Below are 19403 nucleotides of genomic sequence, written 5' to 3' on the forward strand. Positions count from 1 at the left end.
GTAGCGTCGATGAGATGAGCACCGGCGGCGTCATCCTGGTGGCGCTGGCCATCGCCGTGGGGCTGGTCGGCATCATCGTGCCGCTGCTTCCCGGCACCCTGCTGGTCTACGCGGCAATCGCGGTGTGGTCGGTGGTCGAACGCAGCGTGGTGTCGTGGGCGGTACTCGGCGTGGTCACCGCGGTGCTCGGCACCAGCCTGCTGGTCAAGTACCTCTGGCCGGCCCGACGGATGCGTGCGGCAGACGTCGGCCGGTGGACCCTGGCCGCGGGTGCTGTCCTTGCCGTCGTCGGCTTCTTCGTGGTGCCGGTGGTCGGCCTGGTGTTCGGGTTCGTACTCGGGGTGTACCTGGCCGAACTGGCCGCCCGCCGCAACCAGCGCCGCGCGTGGGCGGCCACGGTGCATGCGGTCAAGGCGGCGGCGCTGTCGGTCGGGGTCGAGCTCGCCGGCGGGCTGATCGCCACCGCGGTGTGGATCGTCGGCCTGGTATTAACCCAGTAGCTGAGCCCGGACCCGCCCGACATCGTCGGGGGTGACCCCCGCGACTCGCAGGAACCCCTGCAGATCGCCGTAGTTCTCCGCGATCGTGCGGTACGCGGTCGCCAGGTACTCCTCGCGCACACCGAGCACACCGTCGGTCAGCCGCGCTTCGGCGAAGGTGATGACCTCCGGGGTTTCGCCGGTGCGGCTGCGGATGGTCTCCAGGATGTGCTCCCGCAGGTGGGGAACGGCGTCGTTGCTGCGCAGGAAGTCACTCAGGATCGCATCGCGTGGCACCCCGACCGCGTCGAGCACCACCGCGACCGTGAAGCCGGTGCGATCCTTGCCGGCAAAGCAGTGGGTGATCACCGGGCTTCCTGAGCCGAGCAACGAAAACATTTGCCGCACAGCATGATGCGCGCCACCCAGGGTGGGGAACTTCTCGTACTCCTCGGTCATGAACCGTTCCGCCGCGACTTCGACGTCCTCGTCGTCGGGCTTCTCGGTCATCATCTTCTGCCAGCTGGTCTCGTGCGGCGCCTCGGCGGTCGTGTTGGACAGATCCGGGAACGGCAGCAGATGGATGGCGACGCCGTCGGGCACCGCACCGGGTCCACGGCGCTCGACCTCCTGCGGCGAACGCAGGTCGGCGACGTCGGTGATACCGAGCCGGAGGAACACCTCGCGGCCCGACTCGTCGAGCTTGCTGAGCTCACTGGACCGGAAGAACAGGCCCGGCCGGATGCCCGTCTCCTCGGCGACGTCGCGAAAGTTCCACGCACCAGAGAGCCGTCGGTCGGTCACGCGCCCGTCACCGCCGCCGCGAGAGGGCTTTGCTCCCGGCCGATTTCGGCGCGGGCGATGCTGCGCAGGTGGACCTCGTCGGGGCCGTCGAAGATCCGCATGGCGCGCTGCCAGCCATACATCCGGGCCAGCGGGAAGTCGTCGCTGACGCCGGCCCCGCCGTGCACCTGGATGGCCCGGTCGATGACGTTGCAGGCCATCTGCGGGGCCACCGCCTTGATCTGGGCGACCTGATTGCGGGCCTCTTTGTTGCCGTGCTGGTCGATGGTCCAGGCGGCCTTCTCGCACAGCAGCCGGGCCTGGTCGATCTCATTGCGGGACAACGCAACTGCGTTCTGAACCATGCCCTGCTCGGCCAGTGGCTTGCCGAATGCGATGCGGGTGCGGGCGCGTTCGACCATCAACGCCAGCGCCCGCTCGGCCACGCCGATCGCGCGCATGCAGTGGTGGATGCGGCCCGGGCCGAGCCGGGCCTGGGCGATAGCGAAGCCCATGCCCTCCTCGGCCAGCAGGTTCGAGGCGGGTACCCGGACGTTGTCGTAGATGACCTCGGCGTGGCCGTGCTGGTCCTGCCAGCCGAACACCGAGGTGGAGCGCACCAGGGTGACCCCGGGGGTGTCCACCGGCACCAGGATCATCGACTGCTGCTGGTGCGAAGCCGCGTCGGGATTGGTGCGGCCCATGACGATCAGGATCTTGCAGCGCGGATCGTTGGCGCCGGAGGTCCACCACTTGCGGCCGTTGATGATGTAGTCGTCACCGTCGCGGACGATCGAGGTCTCGATGTTGCGGGCGTCGCTGGAGGCCACCGCGGGTTCGGTCATCGAGAACGCGCTGCGGATCTCGCCGGCCAGCAGCGGTTCCAGCCACTGCCGGCGCTGTTCCTCGGTGGCGAACAGGTGCAGGGTCTCCATGTTGCCGGTGTCCGGGGCGGCGCAGTTGAGTGCCTCCGGCGCGATCTCGGTGCTCCAGCCGGTCAACTCGGCCAGCGGCGCGTACTCGAGGTTGGTCAGCCCCGACTCGGGCGGAAGGAAGAGGTTCCACAGACCCTGCTTGCGGGCGAGCACCTTGAGGTCCTCGACCACCGGCGGCACGGTGAAATCCTGGGGTCCGGCCGCGGCGCGATATTCGTCGTAGGACTTCTCGGCCGGGAAGACGTGCTCGACCATGAACTCGGTGAGGCGTTTGTGGTAGTCAGCCGCCTTGGCGGACATGGCGAAATCCATGCCGTCACGATATGACACCCGTCAGGACGCCAACGAGGCCCTCCCTATGACCAGGGGAGGGCCTCGTCGGCATGTGGAGAAAGAAGGGTTTTAGTCAGACGGCCTCCTGACTCCCGCGATCGGGTGGCGGGTGACGGTGTTCATCGGTGGTTGGTCGGTGGCGGGCGGCCGGTTACTCGAGTCCGCCGTTGTGCTGGTGCTGCACACCCTCGCTCTGGGCGTGCGCCATGTCGATCTGCGCGGTGTTGCTCGCGCCGTAGTCGGCGAGGTTCTGGGACTGGTTGGAGCCGAAGATGAAGGCCCCGGTGAAGATTCCGCATGCCGCGACGGGGGCGGCGACGAAGGACGCGAGTCGGATTGCGGTGTTGCGATTCATGTGGCGATACCTGTTCGGATCAGAGGTCGAGGGTGACCAGGGTGGAGGCGGAGCTGGGAGCGCCCGGGGCTGCCTGGCTGATGCCCATGGTGTCGGCGGCGGCGGGGGTATCGATGACGAGGGTGCCGGCGAAGACGCCGACCGCGAGGGTGGGTCCCGCCAGAGCGGTGGTGAAGCGACGAGTCAGTGTGTATTCCATGTCCGTCTCCCTTGGCTCCGGTGGCCGGTGTTTTCGGCCATGTGCTGACTATTGCTCGCCCGCCGCGACATGTATGTCCGCCGATGGGACCCTTGGGGTGATGAAGTGTTTGTCCCCCGATCGGGGGAACCCTGTGGAAAGCTCCTGCCATGCCCGATAACCGGAAGGTGCGCGTCATCGTTGGTGACGACCACCCGCTGTTTCGCGACGGCCTGGTGCGGGCCCTGTCCGGCAGTGGCGATGTGGAGGTCGTCGCCGAGGCCGAGGACGGCCTCGCGGCGCTGGCCCTGATCAAGGAGCACAGCCCGGACGTTGCGCTGCTGGACTACCGGATGCCGGGCCTGGACGGCGCCGAGGTGGCCGCTGCCGTGCGCCGCGACGAGTTGTCGACCCGGGTGCTGCTGGTCTCGGCCCATGACGACGCGGAGATCGTCTACCACGCCCTGCAGCAGGGCGCGGCCGGCTACCTGCCAAAGGACTCGACCAGGTCGGAGATCGTCAACGCGGTCCTGGATTGCGCCAAGGGGCGCGACGTCCTAGCGCCCCGGCTGGCGTCGGGCCTGGCGGTCGAGATCCGGCGTCGCGCGGAGCCGACCGGGCCGCAGCTGAGCGCGCGGGAACGCGAGGTGCTCAGCCTGATCGCGCACGGTCGCAGCATCCCGTCGATCGCCGAGGCGCTGTTCCTGGCCCCCTCGACGGTCAAGACCCACGTGCAACGCCTCTACGAGAAGCTGGGGGTCGGCGACCGGGCCGCGGCCGTCGCCGAGGCCATGCGGCGGGGTCTGCTTGAGTAGTTTGCCGGCCCCGCTGCGCCGGGCGGCCGACTTCATGGGAACCGAACCCGTCCGGGTTGCGGCCGTCCTGCGCCTGCCGCTGATCCTGCTGATCGCCTTGCTGGTCTGGATCGAGGGCGTCGACCACTGGCTGCCCGTCGTCTACTGGTCGGTGCTGATCCTCTACACCGTGGCCGCCGTGGTGTGGCTGGTGGTCGTGACGCGACGGCCGGTGCAACGATGGTTCGGCTGGGCCTCGACGTCCATCGACGTGGTGGCCGTCCTGGCGATGTGCGTCGCCTCCGGGGGTGCCACCACGTGGCTGCTGCCCATCTTCTTCCTCATCCCGATCACCGTCGCCTTCCTCGACCGGCCCGAGATCACCGCGCTGCTCGGTACCGGCACGGCGGTCGGCTACCTGGGTGCCTGGATCATCTACTCCAAACGTGACGACACCATGGGGCTGCCCAACATCGTCTACGTGCAGGTGGGCTGCCTGGCGTGGCTGGCGGTGGCCACCACCGCGCTGTGTTTGGTGCTGGCCCGCCGGCGCTCCAGGGTCCGCGCCCTACTGGAGGTGCGCCGCCGGCTGGTCTCGGAATCGATGCAAGCCGACGAACGCAACAACCGGCAGTTGTCCGAGCAGTTGCACGACGGACCCCTGCAGAACCTGCTGGCCGCCCGTTTGGACCTCGAGGACCTCCGCGACCGGCCGACCGCGACGGGTTTCGATCGCGTCGACGCCGCGCTGCAGGACGCCATCAATCTGCTGCGCAGTGCGGTCAGCACCCTGCATCCGCAGGTGTTGGCCCAGGTCGGCCTGGGGCCGGCGTTGCACGAGGTGGTCCGTCAGTACGAGAAGCGCTGGGACGTCACCATCGACTGCGTCGTCGAAGACGTCGGCAAGCCTGCGTCTCAGGCGCTGCTCTATCGCGCGGCTCGCGAGCTTCTGGCCAACGCGCACAAGCACTCTCGTGCCACCCGGCTGCGGGTCGAGCTGGAGCAGGTGGCCGGTGCGCTGGTGCTTCGGGTGATCGACAACGGGGTCGGGTTCGACCCGGCCGTCCTCGACCGGAAGGTGGCCGAGGGCCACATCGGACTGTCGTCGCTGGTGGTCGGGGTCGAGGCGATGGACGGTTCGGTCCAGCTGGTCGAGACCCCGGGCGGGGGCACCACGGTGGTGGTGATCGTTCCCGACGGCGCTCCGTCAGCCGAGCGGGACTAACCAATCCAAGAATCGTCGCCTGGCAGGGCGCCTCCCCCGAATGGGGGAACTGTATCGATGCGGGCGGTTCTGGCTTGGGGAGATGCCGCCGAATGTGGTTAGGGTGTCACGTGCACAGGGATCTTCCCCGACGAAATCCACGCTAGGAAGCAGACACACGGGCATGACGGATACGAAGACGGGGTCAGATGTCGCCGCCGTGGCGGCTCCGACCGTGGGTGTGGTCGCCGAATCGGGCGCCGACGAGCGCCGGGTGGCGCTGGTGCCCAAGGCGGTCACTGCACTGGTCAACAGCGGTGTGGCGGTGGTGGTGGAGTCCGGCGCGGGCGAACGCGCGCTGTTGCCCGACGACCTCTACACCGCGGCCGGCGCGAGGATCGGTGACGCCTGGGCGGCCGATGTCGTGGTGAAGGTCGCGCCGCCCACCGCCGAGGAGGTGGCCCGGCTGCGGTCGGGGCAGACCCTGATCGGCTTTCTGGCTCCGCGCAATGCCGACAATCAGATCGGCGCCCTCAAGGCGCAGGGTGTGCAGGCCTTCGCGGTGGAGGCGATTCCCCGGATCTCCCGCGCGCAGGTGATGGATGCGCTGTCCTCGCAGGCCAACGTGGCCGGCTACAAGGCCGTCGTGCTGGCCGCCAGCGAGTCCACCCGGTTCTTCCCGATGCTGACCACCGCTGCGGGCACGGTGAAGCCGGCCAGCCTGCTGGTGCTCGGTGTCGGGGTGGCCGGCCTGCAGGCGCTGGCCACCGCCAAGCGGCTGGGGGCGCGTACCACCGGCTACGACGTGCGACCCGAGGTGGCCGACCAGGTGCGCTCGGTGGGCGCGCAATGGCTGGATCTCGGTAGCAGTGCCGTCGCTGCCTCCGGCAGCGGAGGCTATGCCCGCGAGCTCACCGAGGAGGAGCGCGCCCAGCAGCAGAAGGCGCTGGAGACCGCGATCGGTGGCTTCGATGTGGTCATCACGACGGCGCTGGTTCCGGGACGCCCGGCGCCGCGGCTGGTGACCGCCGCCGCGGTGCAGGGCATGAAACCCGGCAGCGTGGTGGTCGATCTGGCCGGTGAGACCGGCGGCAACTGTGAGCTGACCGAGCCGGGCCGCACGGTGGTCAAGCACGGCGTGACGATCGCCTCGCCGCTGAACCTGCCGGCCACCATGCCCGAGCATGCCAGCGAGCTGTACTCGAAGAACCTGACCTCGCTGCTGGAACTGCTGATCACCGACGGCGCGCTGGCGCCGGACTTCTCCGACGAGGTCGTCGCGGCCTCCTGCGTGACTCGCGAAGCCGCGCCAGCGGCGAAGCCATCGAGCGAAGAGGCGTAAATGTACGAGCAACTGCTGGGGAACCTGGCGATCCTGGTGCTGGCCGGGTTCGTCGGCTTCGCCGTCATCTCCAAGGTGCCCAACACCCTGCACACCCCGCTGATGTCGGGCACCAACGCCATTCACGGCATCGTCGTGCTCGGTGCGCTGCTGGTACTGGGCAACCTGCCCGCCGACGCACACTGGGGCGTGCGGATCATCGCCTTCGTCGCGCTGATCTTCGGCACGCTCAACGTCATCGGCGGCTTCCTGGTGACCGACCGCATGCTGGGCATGTTCAAGGGCAAGAAGAAGACTGACGCGAAGGCCGGGGTCGGCAAATGAACTACCTGGTCAACGTTCTCTACATCGTCGCGTTCGCCCTGTTCATCCTCGGTCTGTCCGGCCTGACCGGACCCAAGACCGCGGTGCGCGGCAACTGGATTGCGGCCACCGGCATGGCGATCGCCGTGGTGGCGACGCTGATCAAGGTCCGCGACACCGCGACGATCAACTGGATCCTGATCGTCGCCGGCCTGCTGATCGGCGTAGTCCTCGGTGTCCCGCCGGCCAAGAAGACCAAGATGACGGCGATGCCACAGCTGGTGGCGCTGTTCAACGGTGTCGGCGGTGGCACGGTTGCGCTCATCGCGTGGGCGGAATTCATTGAGACCGACGGCTTTTCGGCCTTCAAGCCGGACCAGTCACCGACGGTGGCGCTGGTCGTGGGATCGCTGTTCGCCGCGATCATCGGCTCGGTCTCGTTCTGGGGCTCGCTGGTGGCCTTCCTCAAGCTGCAGGAGTCCATCCCGAAGGACGTCGAGAAGAAGCTGGTGGCCTCGGCGAAGTTCTTTCAAGCGACCAACATCGTGCTGCTGCTGGGCGCGGTGGCTACCGCCGTCTACATCGGGCTCAATGCCGGCACCGGCAGCCCCGCCTGGACGATCGTGCTGGTGCTGGTGCTGGCCGGCGTGATGGGGCTGTTCGTGGTGTTCCCCATCGGGGGCGCCGATATGCCGGTGGTCATCTCGCTGCTCAACGCGCTGACCGGGTTGTCCGCTGCCGCAGCGGGTTTGGCGCTCAACAACACCGCGATGATCGTCGCGGGCATGATCGTGGGCGCCTCGGGGTCGATCCTGACCAACCTGATGGCGGTGGCGATGAACCGGTCCATTCCGGCGATCGTGTTCGGCTCGTTCGGCGGCGGGGACGCCGGCGCCGGGCCGGCCGGCGGCGATCAGGGCCCGGTCAAGGCCACCTCGGCCGCCGACGCGGCCATCCAGATGGCCTACGCCAACCAGGTGATCGTGGTGCCGGGCTACGGTCTTGCCGTCGCGCAGGCGCAGCACACCGTCAAGGAGATGGCCGAGATCCTGGAGAGCAAGGGGGTGGAGGTCAAGTACGCCATCCACCCGGTCGCCGGCCGGATGCCCGGGCACATGAACGTGCTGCTGGCCGAGGCCGACGTCGAGTACGACGCCATGAAGGAAATGGACGACATCAACGGCGAATTCGCCCGCACCGACGTGACGTTGGTGATCGGCGCCAACGACGTCACCAACCCGGCGGCCCGCAACGATCCCAGCTCGCCCATTCACGGCATGCCGATCCTCAACGTCGACCAGTCCCGCTCGGTGATCGTGCTCAAGCGGTCGATGTCGTCGGGCTATGCCGGCATCGAGAACCCGCTGTTCTTCCTCGAGCAGACCTCGATGCTGTTCGGCGACGCCAAGAAGTCGGTGAGCGAGGTCATCGAGGAGCTCAAAGCCCTCTAGTTCCTTGGCCCTCTAGTTCCTTGGCGCCCAAACCGACAAACGGGCGCCAAAACACGAGTGCGGCACGCCATTACGTCGATCTCGGCGAACCGAGGGTGAGGGTTTCCAGGGCGGCTAGCGCGTTCTCGGGGATCGGCACCGGGCCGTCGTCGCCGAGCAGGACCAGCACGGTGTCACACACACCGATGCAGGTGTCCTCGTTGAACAGACCCGTCGACGCGATGAACGATGTGCGGCCGATCCGCCCCACCCCGGCGCCGGTCCGCAGCAGGGCTGGCCAGTGCGCCTCGGCCAGGAAATGCACGGCGTTTTGCGACGTGACCAGCCGCAGCCGCCGGGTCGCGACGTCGTAGATGTCGGGAAAGAGGCGGCGGTTCATCGTCGCCCGCGCATTCTCGTGCAACGACTCCAGCGCGAGGTTGTTGAGGTGTCCGTTGGCGTCCATATCGCCGTAGCGGGCTTGTGCGACGTCGACGACGGGGTAGGAGTCCAGCCGAAGCCGCATCTGGGACGGGCGGGCTGCCGTGGTTGTCCATTCGGTCACAAGTGCGCAAGCCTAGCGGCCGCGTGCCGCCAGCTGACCAGCGCGGCGGCGGCGACCATGATCACGGCCGCACCGAGCGGCGCGTTGGGCAGCAACCCGGCACCCACCATCGCCGCCGCCAGCGCCACGGTGCCGATCGCCTGGATGACGTCGTTGCGCTCGGCGTCGAGCACCAGCCAGGTCGCGAGCAGGAACACCGCAAGCGGAATGGTCAGCGTCAGTCCGGCCGCGATGTGCGGCAGGTGGCTCTCCCCGAGGCGCTCGGCGACCGCGACCTCCACCCCGGCCGAGAATGCGGCAGCCGAGGCGAAGATGAAGTAGTGCAGGTAGCCCCAGTAGAAGGATCTGCCGAACGTCAGGGTCTGGCCGTGCTGTGGACGGTCGAAATAGATCCACCACATCGACGCCACGGTCGTCAGGGAACATGCGGCGACGACGATCAGGCTGGTGCGGGCATGGGCGTCGGTGAGGCCGCCGATGATCGAATTAGCCACCGCCAGAACAGATTCACCGAGCACGATCAGCGTGAACAAGCCGTATCGTTCGGCGATGTGACGGTGATGGAACGCGGTGACCCGGTGGTGCTCGGCGATCGGTGATACCGACAGGTCGAGCACCGCCAGCACCGGGAACCACCACAGCGAACCGTCCAGGGACCACCACAGCACCCAGAGGCATTGCACGATGACGATGCCGACGGCGTAGCGCACGCAGGTGCCGCGGTATTCACGATCACTGATCGCCGCCCTGGTCCACTGCGCGGCCATCGCCACCCGCATGATCACGTAGCCGACGATGATGGCCGCGAAGTCGTGCTCCAACATCGCGCGCTGCGCGCCCGCGGCAATGACGAGCGCCCCGGCCATCTGGACGAACGTGGTCAGTCGATAGAGCCAGTCGTCGGTGTCATAGGCGCTGGCGAACCAGGTGAAGTTGATCCAGGCGCCGAGGATGGCGAAGAAGACCATGGCATAGGCGCCCAGGCCTTCGCCGAAATGCTGTTCTTCCCAGAGGTGATGCAACGAACCAGAAGCCTGGGATACGGCAACGACGAAGACGAGGTCGAAAAGCAGCTCCAGTGAGCTGGCCGCACGGTGCGGTTCATCGGGGTCGCGGGCGAGCATCGCCCGCAGGCCGGCCGGCAAAGTGTCGAAGGCGTCCGGTTAGACCGGCGGGTAGGCGGGCGGCGGGTAGACGCCACGCAGCGCCCAGGGCAGCCAGCTGAAGAAGTATTCGACCTCATCGCTCGCGTCGTAATCCGGATTCGGATCCATCCGCCACACCTCCCAGGGCCGCCGCAACAGTGGGCAGTCTAGTCCGCAGGACCGCGCCGCGACACCGGTCACTAAACTATCCAACCAGTTGATAGAGAGCTACCGATCACCGAAGTGGGACAGCGAGGACATCATGCCACCCGAGAACGGGATGACCCGGCGCGAAGAGCTGCTGGTTGTCGCCACGAAGCTGTTCGCTGCCCGCGGTTATCACGGCACCAGGATGGATGACGTCGCCGACGTGGTCGGTCTGAACAAGGCGACGGTGTACCACTACTACGCCAGCAAGTCGCTGATCCTGTTCGACATCTATCGCCGGGCGGCCGACAACACCCTGCAAGCCGTCCACGACGATCCGTCCTGGACCGCGCGTGAGGCGCTCTACCAGTACACGGTGCGGCTGCTGACCAACATCGCGGACAACCCCGAGGGCGCGGCGGTGTACTTCCAGGAGCAGCCCTACATCACCGAATGGTTCAGCGACGAACAGGTCGCCGAGGTCCGGGAGAAGGAAACCCAGGTCTACGAGCACGTGACCGGGCTGATCGAACGGGGAATCGCCAGCGGCGAGTTCTACGAGTGCGATTCCCACGTGGTGGCGCTGGGCTACATCGGTATGACGCTGGGCGCCTACCGGTGGCTGCGGCCCGACGGCCGGCGCAGTGCCAAGGAGATCGCCGCCGAGTTCAGCACCGCGCTGCTGCGCGGCCTGATCCGCGACGAGAAGATCCGGGTGGAGTCACCGCTGGGTCGGGCCTGAGGGCGGCCCCCACCCGCTCGCTATGATCGGCCGATGCCGCTCGTCAGCAAGACCGTCGAGGTCAACGCCGATGCCACGTCGATCCTGGGTATCGTCGCCGATTTCGAGGCGTATCCGGAATGGAACGACGAGGTCAAGGCCGTCTATGTGCTCGCGCGCTACGACGACGGCCGCCCCAGCCAGCTGCGCGTCGACACCGTGATCCAGGGCCAGGAGGGCACCTTCATCCAGGCGGTGTACTACCCCGGCCCCGGCCAGATCCAGACGGTGCTGCAGCAGGGTGATGTGTTCACCAAACAGGATCAGTTGTTCTCGGTGGTGGGAATGGGTCCGGCCAGCCTGCTGACGGTGGATCTGGAGGTCGAGGTCTCGCTGCCGGTGCCGGCCATGATGGTCAAGAAGCTCATCAACGACGTGCTGGACCATCTGGCCAACAATCTCAAGACGCGCGCCGAGCACCTATCGGCGAACTCCTGATGTCCTGAGTCGTCAGCGCCACATCCCGCTGCGCTCCAGCTGTTCGAGCAGCCGGCGCACGCCGTCGCTGAATTCACCGGCCGTGATCTCGGCCAGCGCATCCGTATCGCGGCGCCGCAACGCGGCGATCAGCCGACGGTGGGTCTCCACCGCCGTCAGACCCCAGGACGGGTCGGTGATGTAGATGTGCGGCGGCATGTAGCGGGCGGCATGAAGCAGAAACCAGGCCAGCTTGATCCGGCCGGCAGCCCGGTTGAGCAACCGGTGGAAGGCGAACTCCGCGGCACCGATAGCCGCCGGGTCGCCGGCGGCGACCGCGGCCGCCAAGCCGTCGTTGGCGGCGTCGAGTTCGTCGATCTGCTCGTCGGTCAGCCGCTCGGCGGCGCTGCGGACGAGCTCGGTGGCGATGGTGGCCTGCAGCCAGTAGATGTCGGCGACGTCCTGGCGGCTCAGCGGCACCACGACGTAGCCGCGCCGCGGTTCGAGGGTGACCATCCCTTCGCCCCGCAGGGTCAGCAGCGCCTCGCGCACCGGGGTGATGCTGACCCCGAGCTGCGCGGCGGTTTCGTCGAGCCGGATGAAGGTGCCCGGCCGGAGCGAACCGGTCATGATGGCTTCCCGCAGGTGGGCGGCGACCTCGTCGGATAGCTGCGAACGGCCTCGCCCCCGGCGGTTGTCATCCCGTGTGGAAGCCGGTGCGTTCACGTGACCTCCGAGGACTTGTGTGGGCAGCGGCGAGGCAATAGTGTGACGCAGGCAACAACGGATTTGATCAAATATAACCATTGCTGCGTTCTCCGGTTTCGGGTTCACGCAACGTTCACGCCAGACGGAACGGTTTGAAGAGGACGGAAGAGGCGAGTGACCGGGCAGTTGACCGTGACCGCAGAGCAGCCGTATCTGTCGCGCCGCCAGAACTGGACCAACCAGCTCGCGCGGCACGCGCTGATGCAGCCGAACGCCACCGCACTGCGATTCCTGGGCCAGAGCACGACGTGGGCCGAGCTGGATCGCCGCGTCACCGGACTGGCCGACGCACTGAGTCGTCGCGGCGTCCGATTCGGTGACCGCGTCATGATCCTCATGCTCAACCGCCCCGAGTTCGTTGAGGCCACCCTGGCCGCCAGCCAGCTGGGGGCCATCGCCATCCCGGTCAACTTCCGCCTGACCCCACCGGAGCTGGCCTTCCTGGTCCAGGACTGCCAAGCCGCGGTGCTGGTCACCGAACCGGTGCTCGCCGACGTCGCCACGGCGGTCCGGGACATCGCCCCGGCGCTGTCCACCGTGATCGTTGCCGGCGCCGCGACCGAGGACGGGGTGCTCGGCTACGAGGACCTGATCGCCGAAGGCGGCGATGCGCACGAGCCGGTGGACATCCCCAACGACAGCCCCGCGCTGATCATGTACACCTCCGGCACGACCGGGCGACCCAAGGGCGCGGTGCTGACCCACGCCAACCTGGCCGGCCAGGCGATGACCGCGATGTACACCACCGCGCCCGACATCAACAACGATGTCGGCTTCATCGGGGTGCCGCTGTTCCATATCGCCGGCATCGGCAACGTGCTCGGCGGCCTGCTGCTGGGCACGCCGACCGTGATCCACCCGCTGGGCGGGTTCGACCCCGGTCAACTGCTGGACGTCCTGGAAGCCGAGCGGGTCACCGGAATCTTCCTGGTGCCCGCGCAGTGGCAGGCCGTGTGCGCTGCCCAGAAAGCCAAGCCCCGGGACATCCGGCTGCGCTCGTTGTCGTGGGGGGCCGCGCCGGCCTCGGACACGCTGCTGCGCGAGATGTCGCAGACCTTCCCCGACAGCAAGATCCTCGCCGCGTTCGGCCAGACCGAGATGTCGCCGGTGACCTGCATGCTGCTCGGCGAGGACGCGATCACCAAGCGCGGCTCGGTCGGCAAGGTGATCCCGACGGTGTCGGCCCGGGTGGTCGATGAGGACATGAACGACGTGCCGGTGGGCGAGGTGGGCGAGATCGTCTATCGGGCACCGACTCTGATGGCCGGCTACTGGAACAACCCGCAAGCGACGGCCGAGGCGTTCGCGGGTGGGTGGTTCCACTCGGGCGATCTGGTCCGGATGGACGCCGACGGCTACGTCTGGGTCGTCGATCGCAAGAAGGACATGATCATCTCCGGCGGCGAGAACATCTACTGCGCCGAGGTGGAGAACGCGCTCGCGGCGCACCCGGCGATCGTCGAGGTGGCGGTCATCGGGCGGCCCCATCCGAAGTGGGGTGAGGTGCCGGTGGCCGTCGCGGCGGTCTCCGCGGCGCAGCTGCGGCTCGCCGACCTCGTGGAGTTCCTCGACGAGCGACTGGCCCGCTACAAGCATCCCAAGGGCCTCGAAATCGTCGACACGTTGCCGCGCAACCCTGCTGGCAAAGTCCTGAAGACCGAATTGCGGATTCGGTTCGCTACCCCCGCCGAAGCGGACTTGACAAGCGAAAACGGTTCGGCTACAGCCGATCCCGGATGAGCGCCGAACCACTTACCGATGCGAAAAATTCGTGGAAATGACGATGGAGGGTTAATCGTGCAGATGCGGTGCACTGCCCGTCAGCCATCGGGTACATTCCTGTGGTCCGCCTTACTACTCAACAGTAGGGAGACGTCACTCACGGACTGCGGGACGGGGCGAGGAGGGTACGTGCCAGACGGACTGACGTTGAGCCGCGACGACCAACGTGGTCTCGTTACGTTGGTGCCCCGGTGACCGCGACGACGGCCGGGTTCTCCGGCTACGTCCAGGACAAGATGCGGGCGCCGCTGACCGCGGTCGGTGGCTTCTTCCGGATGTGTGTGCTCACCGCGAAGGCCGCCACCAAGTGGCCCTTCGAGTGGCGCGAGTTCATCCTGCAGAGCTGGTTCCAGTTCCGGGTGACGTTCCTGCCGACCATCGCCGTTGCGGTCCCCAACACCATCCTCATCATCTTCACGATCAACATCCTGCTGGTCGAGTTCGGCGCCGCCGACGTGTCCGGTGCGGGCGCCGCGCTGGCGGCGGTGACCCAGCTCGGTCCGATCGTGACCGTACTCGTCGTTGCCGGCGCCGGGTCGACTGCCATCTGCGCCGACCTGGGCGCGCGCACCATTCGCGAAGAGATCGACGCCCTCGAGGTGCTCGGCATCGACCCGATCCACCGGCTCGTCCTGCCCCGGGTGGTCGCCTCGACGTTCGTCGCCGTCCTGCTCAACGGCGCGGTCATCGCGGTCGGTCTGGTCGGCGGCTTCATCTTCGGTGTGTACATGCAGAACATCTCCGCCGGTGCCTACGTCTCCACCCTCACGCTGATCACCGGGCTGCCCGAGGTCATCATCTCGATCGTCAAAGCGCTCACCTTCGGGCTCATCGCCGGACTGGTCGGCTGCTATCGCGGCCTGACGGTGTCCGGCGGCGCCAAGGGCCTCGGAACGGCGGTGAACGAGACGCTGGTGCTCTCCGTCGTCGCCCTGTTCGCCGTCAACGTTGTGCTGACCACCATCGGTGTTCGGTTCGGAACGGGGCACTGACATGAGTACCGCGACAGTCCTGCGCAGCCGCTACCCCCGGGCGTACTCCACCGCGACCAAGTGGGCGTCCTCGCCGGGGCGGTTCATCGACCGGGTCGGCGACGTGGCCTGGTTCACCGTCACCGCCGTCGGCCAGATGCCGCACGCCCTGCGTTATTACCGCCGCGCCACCCTGCGGCTCATCGCCGAGATCGGGATGGGCACCGGAGCGATGGCCGTGATCGGCGGCACCATCGCGATCGTCGGATTCGTGACCCTCTCGGGTGGCTCGCTCATCGCCATCCAGGGCTACGCGTCGCTGGGCAACATCGGTGTGGAGGCCTTCACCGGCTTCGTCGCCGCACTGGTCAACGTCCGCGTGGTCGCGCCCCTGGTGTCCGGGCATTCGCTGGCGGCCACGGTCGGCGCCGGTGCGACGGCCGAGCTGGGTGCCATGCGCATCAGCGAGGAGATCGACGCACTCGAGGTGATGGGCATCAAATCCATCAGCTACCTGGTGTCGACCCGCATCTTGGCCGGCATGGTGGTGATCATCCCGCTGTACGCCATGGCGCTGCTGCTGTCGTTCCTGGCCGCCCAGCTGACCACGACGGTGTTCTACGGTCAGTCGACAGGAACCTACGACCACTACTTCCGTACGTTCCTGCGGCCCGACGACGTGTTCTGGTCCTTCGTCGTCGCCATCATCATCGCCGTGTTCGTGATGATCAACCACTGCTACTTCGGCTACAACGCCAGCGGTGGTCCGGTCGGCGTGGGTGAGGCCGTCGGCATCTCGATGCGCGCTTCGCTGGTCGCCGTCGCGACTGTGGTTCTGCTGGCCTCGTTGGCGCTGTATGGCACCAACCCGAACTTCAACCTGACGGTATAGCCGCATGGCACATCCGTTGAATTCGTCTCGGCGACCCCCGATCAAGCTCGCGGGGGTGCTCTTCGTGGTGTTGGCCCTGGTCGTGGGGACGCTGGTCTACCTGCAGTTCCGCGGCGCGCTGACGCCCAAGACCAAGCTGACCATGGTCTCCGACCGGGCCGGCCTGGTGATGGACCCCGGCTCGAAGGTGACCTACAACGGGGTGGAGATCGGCCGCGTCACCACCGTGTCGTCGGTGAACCGCGACGGCCGGGCAGTGGCCGAACTCTCGCTGGCGGTGAACCCGAAGTACATCGCGCTGATCCCGGCCAACGTCGACGCCCAGATCAAAGCCAGCACCGTGTTCGGCAACAAGTACGTCGCCTTCACCAGCCCCAAGGATCCGAGCAAGGCCAGGATCTCCAGCGCCGACGTGATCGACGTGTCGCACGTGACGACCGAGTTCAACACGTTGTTCGAGACGCTGACCTCGATCTCGGAGAAGGTCGACCCGGTCAAGCTGAACCTGACGCTGTCGGCGGCGGCGCAGGCGCTCGACGGGCTGGGCACCAAGTTCGGCCAGTCGATCGTCAACGCCAACGCCGTGCTCGACGACATCAACCCGCAGATGCCCCAGATCCGCAGCGACATCCGTTCGCTGTCGAACCTGGCCGACGTCTACATCAAGGCCAGCCCGGACCTGTGGAGCTTCCTGGACAACGCGGTGACCACGGCGCGCACCCTCAACTCCGAGAAGGGCGATCTGGATGCGGCGCTGCTGGCGGCGGCCGGCTTCGGTAACACCGGCGCCGACGTGTTCGAACGAGGCGGCCCCTACTTTGCCCGCGGCCAGGCCGACCTCATTCCCACCGCCCAACTGCTGGACAAGTACAGCCCCCAGCTCTACTGCCAGATCCGTAGTGAGGCCCAGGCGCTTCCGGATGCGCTGGCTTCCTTTGGTGGCAACGGATATTCGCTGAACACCGTCACCGAGTTCCTCGGTGCGCCCAATCCCTACGTCTATCCGGACAACCTGCCCAGGGTCAACGGGCACGGCGGCCCGGGCGGTGCGCCCGGCTGCTGGCAGAAGGTTGACCGAAACTTCTGGCCGGCGCCGTACCTGGTGGTCGACGACGGAGCCTCGCTCGCGCCGTACAACCACTTCGAGCTCGGCCAGCCCATCCTCACCGAGTACGTCTGGGGCCGCCAAGTCGGGGAGAACACGATCAACCCATGAAAATCACCGGCACAGCAGTCAAACTCGCGGCATTCTCGTTCGTGCTGCTGCTTTTCACGGCGATCATCGTCATCGTCTTCGGGCAGTTCCGGTTTGACCGGACCACCGCCTACACCGCGGAATTCAGTAACGCCAGCGGGTTACGCGACGGGCAGTTCGTCCGTGCCGGTGGCGTGGAGGTCGGCAAGGTCTCCAACATCACCCTGGTCGACGACGGTCAGCGGGTGCTGGTCACCCTCAACGTCGACCGGAGCCTGCCGCTGTACCAGTCGACCACCGCCCAGATCCGTTACCAGGACCTGATCGGCAACCGCTACGTCAACCTCGACCGCGGTACCGGTGAGGGAGCCGACCGGGTTTTGCCGGCGGGCGGTTTCATCCCGATGACCCGCACCCAGCCCGCGCTCGATCTCGATGCGCTGATCGGCGGGTTCAAGCCGTTGTTCAAGTCGCTGGATCCGGAGAAGGTCAACACCATCGCCTCGTCGCTGATCACGGTCTTCCAGGGGCAGGGCGGCACCATCAACGACATCCTCGACCAGACCGCGCAACTCACCTCGACGCTGGCCGATCGCGACCAGGCGATCGGTGACGTGATCACCAACCTGAACACGGTGTTGAGTACCACGGTCAAGCACGAGAAGGAGTTCGACGACACCGTCAACAACTTCGAAGTGCTCATCACCGGACTGCGTAACCGCGCCGATCCGCTGGCCGCCGCCACCGCCGACATCAGCAACGCCGCCGGCACCCTCGGTGACCTGCTGGCCGACGACCGTCCCCAGCTGAAGGACACCATCGCCAAGATTGAGACCATCCAGCAGCCGCTGGCCGACGGTCAGGACCGGTTGGACGATCTGCTGACCAAGCTGCCGCAGGCGGTCAAGATGATCGGCCGGGCCGGTGGCATCTACGGTGACTTCTTCAACTTCTACCTGTGTGACATCAACCTGAAGCTCAACGGCCTGCAGCCGGGTGGCCCGGTCCGTACCGTCAAGATCACCCAGCAGCCCACGGGTAGGTGCACCCCGCAATGAGGACACTAGAGACTGACAACCGGATCAAGAACGGCCTGGCCGGCATCCTGATCATCGTTCTGGTGATCCTGGTGGGCCAGAGCTTCTCGGGCATTCCGCAGTTGTTCGCCCAGCCGATCTACTACGGCGATTTCACCGACAGCGCCGGCCTCAACGACGGCGACAAGGTCCGCATCGCCGGCATGGACGTCGGTGAGGTGAAGTCGCTGAAGATCGACGGCGACCATGTCCGCATCGGATTTGGCTTGGGCGCCAGGCAAATCGGCACCGAGAGCCGGGTGGCCATCCGCACCGAGACGATCCTGGGCAAGCGCGTGCTGGAGATCGAGCCGCGCGGCAACACGAAGCTACAGGCCAGCGGTGTGCTGCCGGTCGGCCAGACCACCACGCCCTACCAGATCTATGACGCCGTGTTCGACGTGACGAAGGCCGCCGCCGGCTGGGACATCGACACCGTCAAACGGTCGCTGAACGTTCTGTCGGAGACCATCGACCAGACCTACCCGCACCTGAGTGCGGCGCTGGACGGGGTGGCCCGGTTCTCCGACACCATCGGCAAGCGCGACGAACAGTTCAAGGCGCTGCTGGCCAACGCCAACAAGGTCGCCGCCGTGCTGGGCAACCGCAGCGAGCAGATCAACCGGCTGGCGGTCAACGCCCAGACCCTGCTGGCCGCCGTCAACGAGCGCCGCGCCGAGGTCGACAACCTGCTGGCCAACGTCTCGCTGATCTCCGAGCAGTTCGCCGGGTTCGTCAACGACAACCCGAACCTCAATCACGTTCTGCAGCAACTCAACACGATCAGCGACGTGCTCGTGAAGCACAAGACGGACCTGTCCGACGTGCTGATCACCGCGTCGAAGTTCATGGGTGCACTGGCCGAGGCGATCGGGTCGGGCCCGTACTTCAAGGTGCTCGTGGTCAACCTGGTGCCCTACCAGATCCTGCAGCCCTGGGTGGACGCCGCGTTCAAGAAGCGCGGCATCGATCCCGAGGAGTTCTGGCGCAACGCTGGTCTGCCGGCCTTCCGGTTCCCCGATCCCAACGGGCAGCGTCAGCCCAACGGCGCACCGCCGCCGGCGCCGACGCCGCTGGAGGGCACACCGGATCATCCGGGACCCGCCGTCGGGCCGGGCTCGCCGTGCTCGTACACCCCACCCGCGGACGGCATTCCGACCTCGGCCAACCCGCTGCCGTGTGCGGGACTGACCGAGGGCCCGTTCGGTGGCCCGGCATACCCCGCCGCCGACGTGCCGATCTCGGCGCCCAATCCGGCCGCGGTCGGTGGGCCCGGTGTGCCCAGTGCCGCCTTCCCCGGCGAGCTCTCGCCGAACGTCGCTGGCGTTCCGGCCCCGCCGCTGGCTCCCGGTCCGCCCGGGGCACGCACCGTGCCGGTCGGCCCGCTGCCGGGCCCGGCCACCGATATCCCCGGCTACGCGCCGCCGCCGAACGCGCTCGTTGGACCGATCCCGCCACCGGGACCGGGGCCCCAGGTTCCGCCCGTCGGTGACCTGGCGCCCGTCGATCAGGGAGGGGGAGCCTAACC

At 67.3% G+C, this 19403-nt stretch carries 22 protein-coding genes; 14 read left to right on the plus strand and 8 right to left on the minus strand.

Annotation, left to right across the window (positions count from 1 at the left end; genetic code table 11):
• Positions 1-14 precede the first annotated feature (14 nt).
• A complete protein-coding gene (locus ADBZ9K_RS24240) occupies positions 15-500 on the plus strand; it encodes a DUF456 family protein (protein ID WP_526624796.1) in 486 nt (161 codons plus the stop codon).
• Here ADBZ9K_RS24240 and ADBZ9K_RS24245 read toward each other — a convergent pair.
• The 4 genes from ADBZ9K_RS24245 to ADBZ9K_RS24260 all read right to left on the minus strand — a co-directional run bounded on the left by ADBZ9K_RS24245 (position 489) and on the right by ADBZ9K_RS24260 (position 3084).
• A complete protein-coding gene (locus ADBZ9K_RS24245) occupies positions 489-1283 on the minus strand; it encodes a tyrosine-protein phosphatase (protein WP_526624797.1) in 795 nt (264 codons plus the stop codon). The genes ADBZ9K_RS24240 and ADBZ9K_RS24245 overlap by 12 nt on opposite strands.
• Positions 1280-2497: an acyl-CoA dehydrogenase family protein gene (locus ADBZ9K_RS24250; protein ID WP_526625614.1), complete on the minus strand. Its 1218-nt coding sequence runs from the start codon at positions 2495-2497 to the stop codon at positions 1280-1282. Before ADBZ9K_RS24250 ends, ADBZ9K_RS24245 begins: the two co-directional genes overlap by 4 nt.
• A gap of 184 nt (positions 2498-2681) precedes the next feature.
• Positions 2682-2885 carry a hypothetical protein gene (locus ADBZ9K_RS24255; protein ID WP_526624798.1) on the minus strand — a complete coding sequence of 68 codons (204 nt, stop codon included), beginning with the start codon at positions 2883-2885 and terminating at the stop codon, positions 2682-2684.
• 19 nt (positions 2886-2904) lie between these two features.
• Complete coding sequence (locus tag ADBZ9K_RS24260) at positions 2905-3084, minus strand: hypothetical protein (RefSeq protein ID WP_526624799.1); 180 nt, start codon at positions 3082-3084, stop codon at positions 2905-2907.
• A 149-nt stretch (positions 3085-3233) separates the two neighbouring features.
• Between ADBZ9K_RS24260 and ADBZ9K_RS24265 the strand changes: the two genes are divergently transcribed.
• From ADBZ9K_RS24265 to ADBZ9K_RS24285, 5 genes are all read left to right on the plus strand, one after another.
• Positions 3234-3878, plus strand: a complete 645-nt coding sequence (locus ADBZ9K_RS24265; protein ID WP_526624800.1) for a response regulator transcription factor — start codon at positions 3234-3236, stop codon at positions 3876-3878.
• The gene (locus tag ADBZ9K_RS24270) at positions 3871-5082 is read left to right on the plus strand and encodes a sensor histidine kinase (protein WP_526624801.1); all 1212 of its coding nucleotides are present in this window, start codon (positions 3871-3873) and stop codon (positions 5080-5082) included. The genes ADBZ9K_RS24265 and ADBZ9K_RS24270 overlap by 8 nt, the downstream gene beginning before the upstream one ends.
• Before the next feature lie 163 nt (positions 5083-5245).
• Positions 5246-6403, plus strand: coding sequence for a Re/Si-specific NAD(P)(+) transhydrogenase subunit alpha (locus tag ADBZ9K_RS24275; protein ID WP_526624802.1), 1158 nt, complete (start codon positions 5246-5248; stop codon positions 6401-6403).
• Positions 6404-6727: a proton-translocating transhydrogenase family protein gene (locus ADBZ9K_RS24280; protein ID WP_526624803.1), complete on the plus strand. Its 324-nt coding sequence runs from the start codon at positions 6404-6406 to the stop codon at positions 6725-6727.
• Positions 6724-8157, plus strand: a complete 1434-nt coding sequence (locus ADBZ9K_RS24285; RefSeq protein ID WP_526624804.1) for an NAD(P)(+) transhydrogenase (Re/Si-specific) subunit beta — start codon at positions 6724-6726, stop codon at positions 8155-8157. The genes ADBZ9K_RS24280 and ADBZ9K_RS24285 overlap by 4 nt, the downstream gene beginning before the upstream one ends.
• A gap of 70 nt (positions 8158-8227) precedes the next feature.
• Here ADBZ9K_RS24285 and ADBZ9K_RS24290 read toward each other — a convergent pair whose 3' ends face one another.
• The 3 genes from ADBZ9K_RS24290 to ADBZ9K_RS24300 are packed head-to-tail and all read right to left on the minus strand — an operon-like array spanning position 8228 to position 9975.
• The gene (locus ADBZ9K_RS24290; RefSeq protein ID WP_526624805.1) at positions 8228-8701 is read right to left on the minus strand and encodes an acyl-CoA thioesterase; all 474 of its coding nucleotides are present in this window, start codon (positions 8699-8701) and stop codon (positions 8228-8230) included.
• The gene (locus ADBZ9K_RS24295; protein ID WP_526624806.1) at positions 8698-9846 is read right to left on the minus strand and encodes a low temperature requirement protein A; all 1149 of its coding nucleotides are present in this window, start codon (positions 9844-9846) and stop codon (positions 8698-8700) included. Before ADBZ9K_RS24295 ends, ADBZ9K_RS24290 begins: the two co-directional genes overlap by 4 nt.
• An 18-nt stretch (positions 9847-9864) precedes the next feature.
• Positions 9865-9975, minus strand: coding sequence for a hypothetical protein (locus tag ADBZ9K_RS24300; RefSeq protein ID WP_005142555.1), 111 nt, complete (start codon positions 9973-9975; stop codon positions 9865-9867).
• A 133-nt stretch (positions 9976-10108) separates the two neighbouring features.
• Here ADBZ9K_RS24300 and ADBZ9K_RS24305 point away from each other — a divergent pair, with 133 nt between their 5' ends.
• Together ADBZ9K_RS24305 and ADBZ9K_RS24310 are read left to right on the plus strand one after the other, a co-directional pair.
• Entirely contained in the window at positions 10109-10735 is a 627-nt protein-coding gene (locus tag ADBZ9K_RS24305; protein WP_526624807.1) for a TetR/AcrR family transcriptional regulator, read from the plus strand.
• Between the two features lie 33 nt (positions 10736-10768).
• Positions 10769-11212 (plus strand): SRPBCC family protein, encoded by a 444-nt coding sequence (locus tag ADBZ9K_RS24310; protein ID WP_526624808.1) that lies wholly within the window; start codon positions 10769-10771, stop codon positions 11210-11212.
• Positions 11213-11224: 12 nt separating this feature from the next.
• Here the strand turns inward: ADBZ9K_RS24310 and ADBZ9K_RS24315 are convergent, their stop codons facing one another.
• Positions 11225-11917: a GntR family transcriptional regulator gene (locus tag ADBZ9K_RS24315; RefSeq protein ID WP_526624809.1), complete on the minus strand. Its 693-nt coding sequence runs from the start codon at positions 11915-11917 to the stop codon at positions 11225-11227.
• A 156-nt stretch (positions 11918-12073) separates the two neighbouring features.
• Here ADBZ9K_RS24315 and fadD5 point away from each other — a divergent pair, with 156 nt between their 5' ends.
• The 6 genes from fadD5 (at position 12074) to ADBZ9K_RS24345 (ending at position 19401) form a co-directional block, all read left to right on the plus strand.
• Entirely contained in the window at positions 12074-13699 is a 1626-nt protein-coding gene (gene fadD5 / locus ADBZ9K_RS24320; protein WP_526624810.1) for a fatty-acid--CoA ligase FadD5, read from the plus strand.
• Positions 13700-13977: 278 nt separating this feature from the next.
• A complete protein-coding gene (locus ADBZ9K_RS24325) occupies positions 13978-14733 on the plus strand; it encodes an MlaE family ABC transporter permease (protein ID WP_526625615.1) in 756 nt (251 codons plus the stop codon).
• Position 14734: 1 nt separating this feature from the next.
• Positions 14735-15604: an MlaE family ABC transporter permease gene (locus ADBZ9K_RS24330; protein WP_526624811.1), complete on the plus strand. Its 870-nt coding sequence runs from the start codon at positions 14735-14737 to the stop codon at positions 15602-15604.
• A 4-nt stretch (positions 15605-15608) separates the two neighbouring features.
• A complete protein-coding gene (locus ADBZ9K_RS24335) occupies positions 15609-16820 on the plus strand; it encodes an MCE family protein (RefSeq protein WP_526624812.1) in 1212 nt (403 codons plus the stop codon).
• Entirely contained in the window at positions 16817-17857 is a 1041-nt protein-coding gene (locus ADBZ9K_RS24340; RefSeq protein WP_526624813.1) for a virulence factor Mce family protein, read from the plus strand. The genes ADBZ9K_RS24335 and ADBZ9K_RS24340 overlap by 4 nt, the downstream gene beginning before the upstream one ends.
• Positions 17854-19401 (plus strand): MCE family protein, encoded by a 1548-nt coding sequence (locus ADBZ9K_RS24345; RefSeq protein ID WP_526624814.1) that lies wholly within the window; start codon positions 17854-17856, stop codon positions 19399-19401. The genes ADBZ9K_RS24340 and ADBZ9K_RS24345 overlap by 4 nt, the downstream gene beginning before the upstream one ends.
• Positions 19402-19403 lie beyond the last annotated feature (2 nt).

Origin of the sequence: Mycobacterium sp. (assembly GCF_965229265.1) — a bacterium.
Taxonomy (GTDB): Bacteria; Actinomycetota; Actinomycetes; order Mycobacteriales; family Mycobacteriaceae; genus Mycobacterium.